Origin of the sequence: Paludibacter jiangxiensis (assembly GCF_001618385.1) — a bacterium.
In the GTDB taxonomy this organism is placed as follows: Bacteria; Bacteroidota; Bacteroidia; order Bacteroidales; family Paludibacteraceae; genus Microbacter; species Microbacter jiangxiensis.
This window is the reverse complement of record NZ_BDCR01000001.1, coordinates 503,782-520,205: the sequence shown is the minus strand read 5'-3', so window position 1 is coordinate 520,205 and position 16,424 is coordinate 503,782. Positions and strand designations below refer to the sequence as shown.

General features: G+C 47.0%; 9 protein-coding genes. All 9 read left to right on the top strand.

Features of this window, described 5'->3' with window-relative positions:
* Positions 1 to 6: 6 nt before the first annotated feature.
* The 9 genes from PJIAN_RS01955 (at position 7) to PJIAN_RS01915 (ending at position 16,406) form a co-directional block, all read left to right on the top strand.
* Positions 7 to 2,001, top strand: a complete 1,995-nt coding sequence (locus tag PJIAN_RS01955; protein WP_068701499.1) for a SusD/RagB family nutrient-binding outer membrane lipoprotein — start codon at positions 7 to 9, stop codon at positions 1,999 to 2,001.
* Positions 2,002 to 2,287: 286 nt separating this feature from the next.
* Positions 2,288 to 3,352, top strand: a complete 1,065-nt coding sequence (locus PJIAN_RS01950) for a glycoside hydrolase family 18 protein (protein WP_172795555.1) — start codon at positions 2,288 to 2,290, stop codon at positions 3,350 to 3,352.
* Positions 3,353 to 3,486: 134 nt separating this feature from the next.
* Complete coding sequence (locus PJIAN_RS01945; RefSeq protein ID WP_068701496.1) at positions 3,487 to 5,337, top strand: serine hydrolase domain-containing protein; 1,851 nt, start codon at positions 3,487 to 3,489, stop codon at positions 5,335 to 5,337.
* Positions 5,334 to 6,839 carry a glycoside hydrolase family 10-like protein gene (locus PJIAN_RS01940; RefSeq protein ID WP_068701494.1) on the top strand — a complete coding sequence of 502 codons (1,506 nt, stop codon included), beginning with the start codon at positions 5,334 to 5,336 and terminating at the stop codon, positions 6,837 to 6,839. The genes PJIAN_RS01945 and PJIAN_RS01940 overlap by 4 nt, the downstream gene beginning before the upstream one ends.
* A 51-nt stretch (positions 6,840 to 6,890) precedes the next feature.
* Positions 6,891 to 8,357 carry a sodium:solute symporter gene (locus PJIAN_RS01935; RefSeq protein WP_068701491.1) on the top strand — a complete coding sequence of 489 codons (1,467 nt, stop codon included), beginning with the start codon at positions 6,891 to 6,893 and terminating at the stop codon, positions 8,355 to 8,357.
* Between the two features lie 29 nt (positions 8,358 to 8,386).
* Entirely contained in the window at positions 8,387 to 10,858 is a 2,472-nt protein-coding gene (locus tag PJIAN_RS01930; protein WP_068702680.1) for a bifunctional glycoside hydrolase family 9 protein/polysaccharide deacetylase, read from the top strand.
* On the top strand, positions 10,855 to 11,811 hold the full coding sequence (locus PJIAN_RS01925; protein WP_068701489.1) for a C40 family peptidase: 957 nt from the start codon (positions 10,855 to 10,857) through the stop codon (positions 11,809 to 11,811). Before PJIAN_RS01930 ends, PJIAN_RS01925 begins: the two co-directional genes overlap by 4 nt.
* A 328-nt stretch (positions 11,812 to 12,139) precedes the next feature.
* The gene (locus tag PJIAN_RS01920; protein ID WP_068701487.1) at positions 12,140 to 13,279 is read left to right on the top strand and encodes a dipeptide epimerase; all 1,140 of its coding nucleotides are present in this window, start codon (positions 12,140 to 12,142) and stop codon (positions 13,277 to 13,279) included.
* 55 nt (positions 13,280 to 13,334) lie between these two features.
* On the top strand, positions 13,335 to 16,406 hold the full coding sequence (locus tag PJIAN_RS01915; protein ID WP_068702678.1) for a golvesin C-terminal-like domain-containing protein: 3,072 nt from the start codon (positions 13,335 to 13,337) through the stop codon (positions 16,404 to 16,406).
* The last annotated feature ends 18 nt before the right edge of the window (positions 16,407 to 16,424 follow it).

The window sequence follows — 16,424 nt, the reverse complement described above, 5'->3', positions numbered from 1 at the left end:
AAGATTATGAAGAATTTAATATACATATTTGTCATAGGTTGTCTGCTCTCTTTGAATCTGACGTCATGTAAAGATTGGTTGGATGTAAATACCGATCCAGATTCTCCAAACAATAAGAGTGCTCAAATATCAAACAGACTTCCATGGATTCAACACTTTTATATGTACTCGGCAGGTGTTACCAATTATCGGACGGCTTGCCAGGCAGGTGTTTTTTATAGTAGCAGTGCTAATCCCAACTCGTTGGCTGTGACCTGGGCATGTGCCCCCGGTAATACTACAACTCCTTATCAAACCTGGTTTGTTGAAGTAGCTGCCAATCTGAACGATTTATACGAAAAAGCGCAAAAGGAAGGGGCCTATCATTACATGGCCGTAGCCGATGTCTTTCATGCCATGGGTTTCATGGAAATGCTCGACTTGTATGGCGAAATTCCCTATACACAAGCTCTTTCCGGAATTGCAAGTCCAACATACGATGATGGCAAAACTATCTTCAATGGCTGTATTGCCAAGTTGGACGAAGCCATTCAATTGTTCGGAAAAACCCAGGAAGCCGGAGCAACCACTCTTGCTGCAGGCGATATGTGGAATAATGGAGTGGTAAGCAAATGGGTTAAACTTTGCTATGGCCTCAAAGCTCGCTACTTATTGAAACTCTCCAAGAAAACAGATCTGTTTAAGCCGGATGATATTCTGGACTGCTTGTCAAAAGGGCCTCAGGCAATCGGTGATAATACGGTCGGCCCATGTTTCAACAGCTCTTCGGATGTGACGGATTATTTGTTTGGAGACCCCGTGATGACAAACGGAAACTGGGACTATGCTGCTTATGGAAGTACACAGCGAATTTCCCAATATTACTACAACTTGTTGACCAACATGAGAGCATCAGGCGTCACAGACCCTCGTATGACAAAGATCGTACCGGCAGCTATGTGTAACATTAAACTGGATGCAAGTGGTAAGGTTCAATCTTATGACTGGTATCGGTCTAAACCGGTTGACTTTTTTGGAGCTTCGACTCGTTTGTTGAAGGGAGGACCAACCTCCATTTCTCTGCCAACTTATGCCGTAGCTGATAAGACAATCACTTACTCGATTACCGATAATACAGAACGGGCTAATTTTATTGCTGGTCTGGTGGGCAAACATACCTACACAGTGAGCGGAAACAATGTTTCTGTGCTTTACCAAAAGGGATCTGTATATGTTAACAGTACTAATTACAACTATGCTGGCGATACAGCTTATGTAACATTGCGTAATAACTCTTATTTGACAGGTAACCAAACGCTTCCTTTAACAGATCTCAATTGGTATTATTCAACAGATGCCATGACGGCAGGAGCAGTGGGATCTACCGGTTCTTTCCAGATTCGTCCGGTTTCCGATCAGGAAATTCTTACCTATCATGAAATGTGCTTCATTAAAGCTGAGGTCTATATGAGAAAAGGGGATAAGGACAATGCATTCAAAGCTTATCAAGCCGGTATTCAGGCGCATATGGATATGATGCAGGCCAAACTGACAGCCTGGAAGGGTGCCGGCTATAAAAATCCGGATATGTGGCCGATGGATCCGACTCAAATGGCGGCCTACATGACAAGTGCTGCGGTTTGTCAATCCTCTGGTACTCTTACCATGACAGATATTATGTTGCAAAAATATCTCGCAATGGGTTGTAGTGTCGAAAACTGGAACGATATGCGCCGTTTCAATTATAGTGCAGGGAACATTGGAACCTTTGGTGTAGTTTATCCTGGGTATGATAGAGGTCCTTTGTTTGCAGGAGGTTCGCAGATTACAGGAACTTCCAAGACCGATCCTACCTATTGGATGCGTCGCTGGATGTTGCCAACCAATCTTGAACTGAACTACAACAGTACCAATGCTAAAGCAGCCAATGTGCATGCTGGCGACCCCAATATCTGGTGTTATCCGGTTTGGTGGGATTGTGCTACCGACGATGAATATAACGGATACATTAAAGCTAAGTAATCGTAAGCAGGGTTGACTTGCCAAACGGTTGCTCTATCTAAATATTTCAAGCGGAATAAAATAGTGGGCTGAATATGTTCAGAAGAAGCTGTTTTATTCCGCTTGATAGTTGAACAGAACGTTATTTTATTTTTTTTGTATAATCGTTCAAAAGAGTGTTGAAGTTCTTTTTATAGTAATATTCTTTGCTAAAATAAGGGTGACAGTGCTTTGCAATATTCAAGAACGTTTGTGTCCTGACGGCCGCATTGATCAGCTGCTCAGGTATACGCAATAATTTATGAATATGTCTAAAAGACGAGTTGTTGAGATAGCATTTGCTATCATTGTGTTGTTGACATCGTGCTCGAAAGACCACGATGAACCTGAGGTGCTGAAGGAGGATAACTCGACAGTTACCCTTTACAAAGCGCCCCAAAATTCCAAATTTCAGGTAGTGGGTTATATTCCCTATTATAGAGATATAACTACCATCCCTGATTCGAAATTGAAGATGTTTGATGTGGTCTGCTATGCTTTTGCAGAGATCAACGCTTCATTATTGCCCGAAGTGCAACAACCGGCGAAGCTCCAGTCTCTGGTGGCTCGTTGTAAGGTATTAGGGGTGAAAGTCTTGCTGAGTTTTAACGGAACTCACTCATACTACGCTTCCATGACATCGCAAAAAGCGACTCGCGATAAATTTGTAGATGCGTTGGAGGCATTAGTAAAACAATATAATCTCGATGGGCTGGATAACGATTGGGAATATCCAAAAACAGCAGACGGCACATCGACCGGAAATGCTCTGTTGATGAGGCAACTGAGCGACTTTTGTCATAAAGACAAGAAATATCTGTTGACCATGGCCATCACGTCAGGTAAGTATGTCGGTTCTACCTCCAATGGTATCCTTGCAGAGGTATTTGACGATGTGGATTGGTTTAACGTGATGATTTACGACGATTATAGCGAAACTTTACCATATATAAACCATAGTTCTTTTCAGTTTTTTCAAACAAGCTATGCCTATTGGGTGACTACGCGCAAAATGCCGGCTACTAAATTTGTTACCGGTCTGCCGCTTTACGGCCGTCCATCCGGTCTGGCAATGTCTGGCAATGTGCTGGGATACAATCTGATTTTGGCTCAGGGTGCCAATGCAGCACTCGATTCGGCTATAGTAACAACGACGGCTCATCCAAGTCCATTTACCATCTACTACAATGGAACAGCAACCATGCGCAAAAAGACCAGCTATTCCAAAAATCTCGGGTTGGGTGGGGTAATGTTCTGGGAAGCAACCATGGATGCAAACGACGATCGTTCGTTAGTCAGGGCGGTAAATGATGAAATAGGACGTACTTATTGAATAGTAAATTAGGGCTGATATGAAACGAACATGTTGCTTCACAATATCATGGATATATAAGATTCCCGATAACATGAAGTTAGCTTCGCTGATTTATCAATTGCTAGTTCCTTAGATGAATAAATTTTTATAACATGAAAAAAGCGGGATTAATGTTGTTTTCATTCTTGACGGTATGTCTGGTTTGGGCCACACAACCTTCACTATCTCAGTTGCAGCTTGCTGAACGCAACGTTGTTCTTTTGCAGGATAAGGCACATTTGCTTCCTTTGCAGGGACTTGATACGCTCCGTATCGCTTGTGTTTCAGTAGGTGCTCCGGCGGAAAATGAGTTTTCGGCGATGCTGGGGAAATACATGACGGTCAAATCGCTTGCAGTCAATCAAGTAAATGTAGATTCTGTTGCAAATTGTTTACCGCAATATAACCTTACGGTTGTGGCTGTATTTGGTAATCAGCTGTCGGAAAAGGAGCTGGCTTTTATTGCTGCTCAAAATAAAAAACGCGATGGAGAAATCGTTTGTTCTTTTGCCAATCCTTCTCAATGGTTGAGCACGGTTGGCAAGGGCACAGCGTTAGTCTATGCGCCCGATGCCGAAGTGGCTTCGCAGCAGATGGCGGCTCAGCTGATTTTTGGTGGTATTGCCGCTCAGGGGAAGCTCACGGCCAAGCTGGGGAGTTTTAAGAAAGGAACAGGACAGGCTACGCAGGCGATTCGTTTCAAATATACCTTGCCCGAAGATGCGGGTATCGATGGAAAGAAACTGACGACAAAAATCGACTCGCTGGTGAATGATGCCATTGCGCAACAAACCTTTCCGGGCTGTGTAGTGCTGGTGGCCAAAGACCGAAAAGTCGTTTTTACCAAAGCATATGGTTATCATACCTACCTGAAAGCCGAGGGCGAGAACTATAAAAGAGATGTGCTGAACCGCAAAACCGAGGTTGACGATCTGTTCGACCTGGCATCGGTTACCAAAGTGACTGCGGGTTGCCCTTCTTATCTGAAATTAGTAGACGAAGGCAAAATCAATCTGGATGAAAAATTTAGCACCTACTTCCCGGTTTTGAAAGGGAGTAACAAAGAGAATATCACGGTAAAGGAGTTTTTGTGCCACGTGGGCGGCTTGCAGGCCTATTCTCCGTTCTACAAATGGGCGGTGAATACCGATGGTTCCCTCAATTCAAATTTTGTTCGTTCCGTACCTTCGGAGGAATTCCCGATCCGCATTAGCGCGGCGTTGTATGCCCGCAAGGATATTGGCGATTCTATCTATAAAGCTATTGCCAAATCGCCGTTACTGTCGTCTTATCCGAAACACAAATATGTCTACTCCGACTGGCCTTTTGTGATGACGCCGCCGGTGGTGGAAGGCATCGAGCATAAACCGTTTGAGGAGTTTCTACAATCGACTTTCTACCGCTCGTTGGGTGCGTCGGAGATGATGTTCAATCCCTGGCGAACGATTCCTTTGTCGCGGATTGTGCCTACGGAGCTGGATAATTTTTTCCGCCAAACGCAGTTGTTGGGTTATGTGCACGACGAGGCATCCGGCATTATGGGAGGCCATTCGGCCAATGCCGGCCTGTTTGCCAATGCCAACGACATGGCAAAATTGTACCAAATGTATCTGCAAAAAGGGACGTATGGTGGCAAACGCTATTTCAGCGAAAAAACATTCGACACGTTCAACTCTTGTCCGTTCGAGGGCGAAGGTGTTCGTCGTGGTATCTGTTTCGATAAACCGGATATGAAAGATGGCAAAGTGGTCGGCCATTCGTATTGCTCATCGTTGGCCAGTCCCGAAGCATTCGGCCATTCGGGCTATACCGGTACCGTGGTGTGGGTCGATCCGACCTGCAATCTGGTCTATGTTTTCTTGTCGAACCGCGTCTATCCGACCCGTAACAACGACAAGATTGTAACCACCAAAATTCGGGCAAAAGTACAAACGGCCATTTACGAATCAATCATCTCAAAATGAAAAAAACAGTTCTATTATTTCTATTCCTTTCGGTAGTGCAACTTTGTGTTGCACAGACTGCGTTGACAGCTCAAGCGCCGAAAAGAGAGTTGCGGGCGGCGTGGATTGCAACAGTAAACAACATCGATTGGCCATCCAAACCCGGATTGTCTGCCGAAGAGCAGAAGTCGGAATTGATTGCCTATTTGGATCTTTTCAAAAAAATGAATCTCAATGCGGTAGTGTTGCAAGTGCGTCCGTGTGCCGATGCTTTCTTTGCGTCGCAATACGAACCCTGGTCTGAATTTCTTACTGGCAAGCAAGGCGCCGATCCCGGATACGACCCATTACAATTTGCCATTGCGGAGTGTCATAAACGTTGTATGGAGCTCCATGCGTGGCTGAATCCATACCGGGCGTCCAGTGATAACAACTATACCCGGTTGGCTCCAAATCACCCTTTCAGGCAGCATCCCGAATGGTTTGTGGCCTATAAAGAAAAAACTTATTTCGACCCGGCAATTCCCGATTCAAGAGGGTTTGTTTGCAAAGTTGTCAAAGATATTGTTACCCGTTACGATGTGGATGCCATCCATTTTGACGACTATTTTTACCCATATAGCGATTTCAACGACTCATTGTCATTTGCGAAGTATAACCGGGGGTATGCGGCTGCCAAAAAGGATGACTGGCGGCGCGAGAATGTGGATATACTGATTAAAATGTTGCGTGATACGATAAAGTCGGTGAAGCCTTATGTGAAGTTCGGAATTAGCCCTTACGCTGTGTGGCGGAATAAGCGCGACGATCTTCGCGGATCGGATACGCAGAGTTTCAGTTACACCAACTACGATCATCTGTATGCCGACATTCGGATGTGGCTCGAGAAGGGATGGATTGATTATGTGCTGCCGCAGCTGTATTTTTCGATCGGATATTCGCGTCTCGATTTCAGAACTGTTGCCGACTGGTGGGGTAGTAATTCCTACAATCATGGACTTTATGCCGGTATCGGTACCTATCGTCTTGACAAAGCGGCAAAGGATAGCGCATGGCATTCGACCGACGAAATTGTGCGTCAGTCCGAATATATCCGTAAATTGCCCGTTTATGGAGGTTTTTGCTATTTCAATGCCCGCAATTTCAAGGACAATGTGATGAACATTAACGAAGTGATTGAGAAAGCCGTCAACCCTTATCCGGCGCTCGTTCCGTCGGTACCGGGTTTGCCCGCGAATCAGCCTTCAGAACCCGCGAAACTGAAATACGATAAAAACCAACGGGTGTTGAGCTGGTCGGTAAAAGATGCCACGGGAGAGATGAGTTCCCGTTATTTTGTGATCTACCGTTTTCCAAAGGGAGCAAAACCTGACTTCGGAAATGCAATGGCAATTGTATCGGTAGTGAATGAACCACGATATCAGATAAGCCAGACGATCAGCGAGCCTTGTGATATCTATGTGACGGCTCTCGACCGATTGTTTAATGAAAGTAAACCTTCAAAAAGAATCAAAATCAGGTGATGAGATAAAAACGATATTCGTACATTTGAAAATTAATATAGTCTTTTATTTATGTCTTTAACTCTTATTCTTAGCGTATTTGTTGTTTACACCGTCTTGTTGTTTGCCATATCGTGGTACACATCTCGTAAGGCCGACAACAGTTCTTATTTTCAGGGAAATAAAAAATCTCCCTGGTTTGTGGTGGCTTATGGTATGGTGGGTACTTCCATTTCGGGGGTGACCATGATTTCGGTGCCGGGTAATGTGACGAATCAGGCATTTTACTACATGCCTATGGTTCTTGGATTTGTGGTGGGATACGCCATTATTGCACTGGTTCTGTTGCCTCTTTATTACCGAATGAACCTGACCTCCATTTACACTTACCTCGAATCGCGTTTCGGTTTTTATACCTACAAAGCGGGCGCATCGTTCTTCGTGCTATCGCGTGTGTTGGGGGCTGCCGTTCGTATCTATCTGGTTGTATTTGTATTGCACGGATTTCTTCCGCAGGGAACGATGCCGTTCTGGGTGGTGGCGTTTGTCTTTATGTTGCTCATTTTCCTCTACACGTTGAAGGGCGGGGTGAAAACCATCATTTGGACCGATATGCTGCAAACTACTTTTATGATTCTGGCTGTGATTGTCGCAGTGATCGTTATTGCAAACCAAATGGGCTGGAACTTCGGCGAAATGGTTTCGGCAGTGACTGCCAGCGATTACTCTTCGTGGTTCGACATGAAATGGGATAACACCACTCATTTCTTCAAACAGTTTATCAGCGGTATTTTTGTTACCATTGTAATGACGGGGCTCGATCAGGAGATGATGCAGAAAAATTTGAGTTGCAAAACACTGAAAGATTCGCAGAAGAATATTTTTACCACCAGTATTACCATTGTTATTGTCAACCTGTTGTTCCTGACACTGGGAGCTGTGTTGGCGTTGTATGTGCAGAAGCACGGTGGAATGGCTGCGATGGGAATTTCAGCCGTCGATAAAATTTTCCCGACCATTGCCGAAAATTATCTCGGAATGTTTTGCGGTGTTATCTTCCTTATCGGTTTGGTATCGGCCTCTTATCCGAGTGCCGGGGGCGCTTTGACTTCGCTCACCACTTCGTTCTGTGTCGATTTTATCGGTTTCAACCGACGCACCGATTTGAGCGATGAAAAGAAACTGAAAATACGCTATAGAACACATGCTGCCTATACAATCATCTTCTTCCTGTTGATCCTGTTGTTTTACGTGATTAACAACAAGGCGGTGATCGACCTCGTATATCAGTTGGCAGCCTACACTTACGGTCCGTTGCTGGGCTTCTTCTTCTTCGGTATTTTGACAAAATATCAGGTGCGTGACCGTTGGATGCCTTTCGTAGCGGTAGCTTCGCCCTTGTTCTGTCTGTTACTCGACTGGGTGGCAAAAAGCATCTTCCATTTTGGATTCGGATTTACCTTGTTGATCTTTAACGGATTGTTTACCTTTGTGGCTATGTGGCTGCTAAGAAAGAGTCCTGTTTCAATAGAAAAATAGATTGGATTCTCGCAATTGAATTTTCGGATATGAAAAAGAATCGTTCATTATTAGTCATTGTTCTGTTGTGTGCGTTTGCTGTAGTCTCCGCTCAACAGTGGATACGTGTCAACCAGTTGGGTTACCTTTCCGGCGACCGGAAAGTTGCCGTGTGGTTGAGTAAGCAAAAGGCCCTGATTAATGAATTCAAGGTGATCAACGAATTGACCGGCGAGGTGGCTTTTCGGGGGCGGACGATCGAAAATAAAGTGCCCAACAGCGCTTTTGGTGCGGCTTGCAGACTCGATTTTTCTGCGTTTGCCAAAGCCGGATCGTATCGAGTAGAAGCGGGGAATGCGGTTTCACCGGTTTTTCGAATCGGCGACGATGTCTACCGTGGAGCTGCCGATGTACCGTTGAATTATATGCGCCAGCAACGGTGCGGCTACAATCCTTTTCTGAAGGACTCCTGCCATCGTTACGACGGACGCATCATTTTTCTGCCGGGACATGAAAACGAAAAAATCAGTGCCTGGGGTGGCTGGCACGATGCTTCCGACTATCTGAAATATGTAACGACTTCGGCCAACGCAACCTTCCAGATGTTGTTTGCCTACCAGCAAAATCCGGCTGCTTTCGGCGATCAGTACGATGCTAACGGACTTCCAGGTAGCAATGGCATTCCTGATGTGTTGGATGAGGCCAAATGGGGCTTGGACTGGTTGGTGCGGCTGAATCCCGATAAGGATACCTTTTTCAACCAGATTGCCGACGACCGCGATCACGCTTCGTTCCGCTTACCGACGACCGATCCGGTGGATTACGGCTGGGGATCGGGCAAGGAGCGTCCTGTGTATGCCTGCATGGGCGAACCGCAGGGTTTGCGAAAATATAAAAACCGTTCTACCGGTTTGGCCTCGACGGTAGGGAAATATGCCTCTTCGTTTGCTTTAGCTTCGGAGGTGCTGGCTAAATTCTATCCCGACTTTGCTGAAAAGTTGAAACAAAAGGCTGCCGATGCCTACCAAAAAGGGGTGGAGCATCCGGGTGCCTGTCAGACGGCTTCCTGCGTGTCACCCTATTTTTACGAGGAAGACAACTGGGTGGACGATATGGAACTGGCTGCTACACAGCTTTACCGGATGACAGGGAAAGAGGATTACCTCAAAAGTGCTGTGAATTACGGTCGCATGGAACCTGTGACGCCGTGGCTGGGTGCCGATTCGGCTCGTCATTACCAGTGGTATCCGTTCATCAATCTGGGACACTATTTTCTGGGAGGACAAAACAATAAACGGATCAGTGCCGAGTTTATACGCAATATGCGAAGCGGACTTGAACGCCTGCGTGACCGTGCCGGTGACGATCCGTTCATCAACGGAATTCCGTTCATCTGGTGCTCCAACAATCTGGAGGTGGCAGCTGCTACGCAAGCCCGTCTTTACCGGACGCTCACTGGCGATACAGCCTTTCTTGATATGGAAACGGCGTTGCGCGACTGGCTCTTCGGCTGCAATCCCTGGGGGAAATGTATGATTGTGGGTTTGCCGGGTTACGGCGATTATCCGCATCATCCCCATTCGGCATTGGCACAAGTCTATCACTATCCGATTACCGGTGGTTTGGTAGACGGACCGATCTACACGCCGATTTATTCGAGTCTGAAAGGAGTGCACCTGACGGGTGATGACCGGTATGCCGATTTTCAGTCCGATCGGGTGGTGTATCACGACGATTATGCCGACTATTCGAGCAACGAGCCGACCATGGACGGTACTGCTTCGCTGTGTTACTACCTCTCGTCGCTGGCCGGAAATCCCGCCGATAGCCGGTTGAAAGTAGATGAAGGAGGCATTGTACGGGGAAGTGTTGAGAAAAAAGAGATAACGCTGGTCTTTACCGGACATGAATTTGCAGATGGTGCCGAAACCATTGCCAACGTGTTGAAGAAACACGCTGCCAGCGGCGCCTTTTTCCTGACGGGCGATTTCTATCGGAAGTATCCGAAGATTGTTCGTATGTTGCAGCAAAACGGGAACTATCTTGGCCCGCATTCCGATAAGCACCTGCTTTATGCCGACTGGAGCAAACGTGACTCCACGCTGGTAAGTCGTGAGCAGTTTGCCAAGGACTTGAAAGACAATTATGCCGCCATGCGTCAGGCAGGATTGAAAGTGCCGGAGCAACTCTTATTCCTTCCGGCATATGAATATTACAACAAAGAGGTTGCCGGATGGACGACGCAATTAGGTGTTACGTTGGTCAATTACACCCCCGGAAGCACCTCGAATGCCGATTATACGACTCCCGACATGAAGAGCTACCGCTCGTCGGATGAGATCTTCAACAATATTTTGAAGTATGAATCGTCTAAAGGATTGAACGGATTTCTGTTGCTGACACACATCGGCACCGATCCCCGGCGGACGGATAAATTTTATAACAAATTGGACGAATTGATGACCACCCTCGAAAAACGGGGATATCGTTTCGTTTCGATTACGGAAAATATAAAACGATGATGAAAAAAAATCTGATTTCTGGTTTAGTGTGTGGATTGATGTTGTGCCTTGCGGTGGCACAACCAGTGAGAGGTGCGGAATCCGGATATGGCATTGCCATCCAGTCGTTGATTGATTTGCGGTTGGCACCTTCGTATGCAGGCGAGATGGGAACCCAGGCGTTGATGGGAACTCCGTTGCATGTCCTCGAGAAAGGGCATGGCTGGGTGAAGGTAACGACACCCGAAGGGTATGCTTCCTGGACGACTACCTCGGAGATAAAATTAATAGACGAAAAGGAGATGAAGGCGTGGAACAAGGCACCAAAAGTCATCGTGACGGAATATTTTACCCTGCTGCGTAAAGAGGCGTCGGCAACATCCGGCGTGGTGTCGGATGTAGTTTGGGGCGACTTGGTGAAAAATATAGGAGAACAAAACGGTTATTACAAAGTGCAGTTGCCAGATGGCCGCATGGCTTTCCTGAAAAAAGAGTCGGGTGAGCCTTTCGATCAATGGTTGGCAAATCGCCGACCCACCGCCGAAAACATCATTGCCACGGCAAAAATGTTTATTGGCTTTCCGTATGTATGGGGCGGGGCATCCATCAAAGGGGTCGATTGCAGCGGTTTTACCAAAACCAGTTTCTTCCTCAATGGTGTTGTATTGCTGCGGGATGCTTCACAACAGGCAACCACGGGCGATCCGGTAGATATTTCCAAAGGGTACGGCAACCTGAAACCCGGCGATCTGCTCTTCTTTGGGGCTAAAAAAGTGACCCATGTGGGCATGTATATCGGCAACGGAGAGTTTATTCATTCTGCCGGAATGGTGCATATCAGCAGCTTGCGCTCCGAAGCATCCAACTACGATGCCTGGAATGCCAAACGTTTGCTCTGTGCCCGTCGCATTCTCACACAGATTGATAAAGATCCGAACATCGTTTCTTTGAAGAATCATCCGTACTATAAATGATTTGAAAATGTGAAAATTTGAGGATTTGGAAATGAATCTGCAAGATCAAGATCTAACAACTCGGACAGGATTATTTTTTATCATTTCTGGTGAAACCAGACCCGGAGGGATAAACAAAAATACCAAACTAACGAAAAGCTGTTTGAGTGAGTAGGCCAGTTACGGTAGGTTGTAAGTGAGCAATTTTTTATGGCCGAGCGAACGAGTTCTTTTCGTCAATGTTTTTGCTTACTTTTTGCGCCAAAAAGTAAGGTTTGCCACAGGCAAAATCCAATTTAGTTCCTGAAAAATAAAGGATTGAATGATTTATAAATTATGATCAATTGATATGACAACACGACGCAACTTTCTGAAAACATCCGCGTTGGTAACAGCCGGTTCGCTGATTACTCCGGCCTCGATATTTTCACAATCAAACAAGTCCTCCCGCTTGGGTGGCAGCAAAACCATGCAACTGACGTTCAAACCCTACGAAGCCAAGCTGGTGCACCCGTTTACCGTTTCGGGCTATACCCGTACCACTACGCCTATTGTGCTCACCGAGATCACCTACGACGGGGTGACCGGTTACGGAGAGGCCGCCATGCCTCCCTATCTCGGCGAAACCATCGCGTCGGTGACGGCTTTTCTCGAAAAGGTCAACCTAAAACAATTCAGCAACCCCTTTGAGCTCGACGATATTCTCGCGTATGTCGATGCGATTGCCATTAACAATACCGCTGCGAAAGCTTCGATAGATATTGCTCTGCACGATTTGGTGGGCAAGCTGATCGGCCGTCCCTGGCATCAGATTTGGGGATACACGGCTTCCAAAGCGCCTGTTACTACTTTTACCATCGGCATCGATACCGAGGAGATGGTGAAGCAGAAAACCCGCGAAACGGAACAGTTCAAGGTGATAAAAGTGAAACTGGGTGTCGATGAGGTTTCCGATAAGATGATTATCAATGCCGTTCGCTCGGTGACCGATAAACCTCTCCGCGTGGATGCTAACCAGGGGTGGAAAGACAAGCACTACGCCCTGAAAATGATAGAATGGCTGGCTGCCAAGAATGTTGAATTTGTGGAGCAACCGCTTCCCAAGCATAACCTCGACGATATGGCTTGGCTCACCGAACACAGTCCGTTGCCTACCATTGCCGACGAATCGTGTCAGCGGCTCGAAGATATTCCCCGTTTGAAGGGAGTTTTCGACGGCATCAATATCAAACTGATGAAGTGTACAGGTATGCGTGAGGCCAACAAAATGATCAGCATGGCCGAATCGTTCGGAATGAAACTGATGATCGGTTGCATGACCGAGACTTCGTGTGCCATCTCGGCGGCGGCTCAACTGGCTCCGAAGATGAATTTTGCCGATCTGGATGGAAATATACTGATTGCCAATGACTGTTTCTCGGGAATGAAACTGGTTGATGGAAAAATTACACTGAATAACGAACCCGGAATCGGCGTGAAAAAGATTTGAGAATTTGAAGATGAACGAAATATGTCGTTTCTCAGGTTTTACATTAATAAAAAACATGAAATTAATACTCTGGAAAGCAGCATGTGTCTGCTTGTTGATGCTGGCAACGTCTGCTTTGTCGGCACAGGAAATTACGGATGCCGGCCTGAAGAAGGCGATATCCGATTCGTTGACCGTTTATTTGCACACGCAAACAACCGGTAAAACAACCGTAAAAACCATCGAATGCAATAAAAAGGAGAAAACCGTAACGGTATTGATGGATGAATATCTGGCCTATTTCCCCATGAAAGAGGCCGATGTGCAGAACATTTATCGCTGCGTTCAGAAGATGATGCCCGATTCTCTTCAAAAGTTTCATCTCTCCATCGCTTCCGATGGAAAGTCGTTGGAGGAGCTGGTTCCCAATGTCTACCGTGCACAAACTCATAAGGATAAAAGCCGCATCTTCAACAATAAAGAAAACAAGGTGCCTCTTGTTCAGCGTATTTCCGAGCCGTACAAAATTACGAACGGGCTGCAGAACAAACACATTGCTATGTGGCAAAGTCATGGTTTCTATTATGAACAGAAACTGGCGCGTTGGGAATGGCAGCGAGCCCGTATTTTTCAAACGGTAGAGGATTTGTATACACAGAGTTATGTGTTGCCTTATCTGGTGCCGATGTTGGAGAATGCCGGTGCAAACGTGTTGCTTCCCCGCGAACGCGATTATCATTCGGCGGAAGTGATTGTCGATAATGATGCCTCCGCAACCGGTTCGCTCTATAAAGAGAGTAACGGTAAAGAAGCCTGGAAAGAGGGTGAGGGAAACGGTTTTGCCAACAAAAAGAGTGTCTATCAGGATTGGGAGAATCCTTTCAAAATGGGAAGCTTCCGCCAGGCGGCAACCGTGAAGAAAGGCGACGTCAGCGAAGTCTGCTGGACTCCTGATATGCCTGAAAAAGGGCGGTATGCCGTCTATGTTTCGTACAAATCATTGCCCAATAGCGCCGATGATGCGCTCTATACCGTGTATCATCTGGGTGGAAAATCGGAATTCAAAGTGAACCAGACAATGGGTGGCGGAACCTGGGTATTCCTTGGTTTCTTCAGTTTCGATAAGGGCAAGAACGATGCCTGCAAAATTACGCTGAGCAATAAAAGTGCACGCAAAAATTGCGTGGTAACTGCCGATGCCGTTAAAATTGGTGGAGGTATGGGCAATATTGCCCGTATGCCCGATCCGAGCGGAAATATCACCGAGAACGTGAAAAGTTCGGATGGCTCCACACCTCAAAAGGTGGAACCTGCGCTTCCCATTCACTACACTCCCGAAATCAGCGGATATCCCCGTTACACCGAAGGGGCTCGTTACTGGTTGCAGTGGGCCGGTTTTCCCGACAGCATCTATAGCCGCAGTCACGGTACCAACGATTACACCGACGACTACCAGAGCCGTGGCTTCTGGGTGAATTATCTTGCCGGAGGCTCAAAAGTGTTGCCGAAATCCGAAGGGCTGCACGTACCGGTCGACCTCGCCTTTGCGTTTCACTCTGATGCCGGAACTACCTACAACGACGATATTATCGGTACGCTGGGGATCTATATGACTCATCACAACAACGAGGTGTATGAAAACGGACAATCCCGCTGGGCTGCGCGCGACCTGACCAACCTGGTGATGGACGAAATTGTAAAAGACGTTCGTTATTATTACGAGCCCAACTGGACCCGTCGCGGTATGTGGAACAAATCGTATAGCGAAGCCCGGGTGCCGAATGTTCCGACCATGTTGCTTGAACTGCTCTCTCACCAGAATTTTGCCGACATGCGCTACGGGCTCGATCCTCACTTCCGTTTCACCGTGAGTCGTTCCATTTACAAAGGAATGTTGAAATTTATTGCCGGTCAATACAACTACCCCTGCGTGGTGCAGCCGCTTCCGGTGGAGACATTTAGTAGCCGTTTTACGGGCGATACGCAGGTTGCGTTGAGCTGGCAGGCAGTGAACGACCCGATGGAGGCTTCGGCCAAACCTTCGAAATATGTGCTCTACACCCGTGTGGGCGATGGTGATTTCGATAACGGAAAACTAGTCAACGATACCGCTTGTCAGGTTGTCGTTGAGAAAGATAAGATTTACAGTTTCAAGGTGACTGCGGTCAACGACGGAGGCGAAAGCTTTCCTTCCGAAATCCTTTCGGTTTGTCGTAAATCGAACGAGAAAGGTGTTGCGATGATTGTAAACGGATTTACCCGCGTGAGTGCTCCCTTTAGTTTCGCTGCAAAAGATAGCCTGGGTGGCTTCGTCGATTTTATCGATCACGGAGTACCCGACAAGGTACAGTACAACTACATCGGCAGCATGTATGAGTTCCGCCGCCAGATTCCCTGGATGGATGACGACTCTGCCGGTTTTGGGGGGAGTCAGGGCGATCACGAAACCCAGGTCATTGCCGGGAACAGTTTCGATTATCCGGCAGTTCACGGGCGCGCGTTGGCAGAAGGGGGCTACTCTTTCGTGTCGACAAGCAAACAGTCTGTGATTGCCTGTCGTGCCGACCTGAGCGGTTATGCCATTCTGGATGTTATTTTGGGAAAAGAGAAGGCGTGGACGGTGGCACGCGGTGCAAAACCGACGGTGTTCAAGGCCTTCCCGGTGGAGTTGCAGGCGGCCATAACCGACTATTGCCTGAAGGGTGGAAATCTGCTCATTAGCGGAGCCTATGTGGGTACCGATCTTTGGGATAACCCCAATGCAACGAAGGCCGATCGCGCCTGGGCTCAGAATATTCTGAAATTCCAGTGGAGGAACGATGCCGGAGCTGTTACAGGTAAGATGAAAGCTGTTGCGTCGCCTTTCACTGCTTTTGCCGGAAAATATAACTATTTCAACGAACTGAACAGCGAATCGTATGTGGTGGAACGCCCCGACGCGATAGAACCTGCCGGCAAAGATTCGTATACCATTTTCCGCTATTCGGAGAATAACCTGAGCGCCGGTGTTGCCTACAAAGGCGACTATTCGACCTGTATTCTCGGGGTGCCTTTTGAAGCAATCAAACCCGAAGGAAGAAGCGCCCTGATGAAGGGTATTCTGGGTTTCTTCGAACAAAAACTCAAACAGGCAGAAATTACTCATTGACGAGTGTTCGGATCAAAC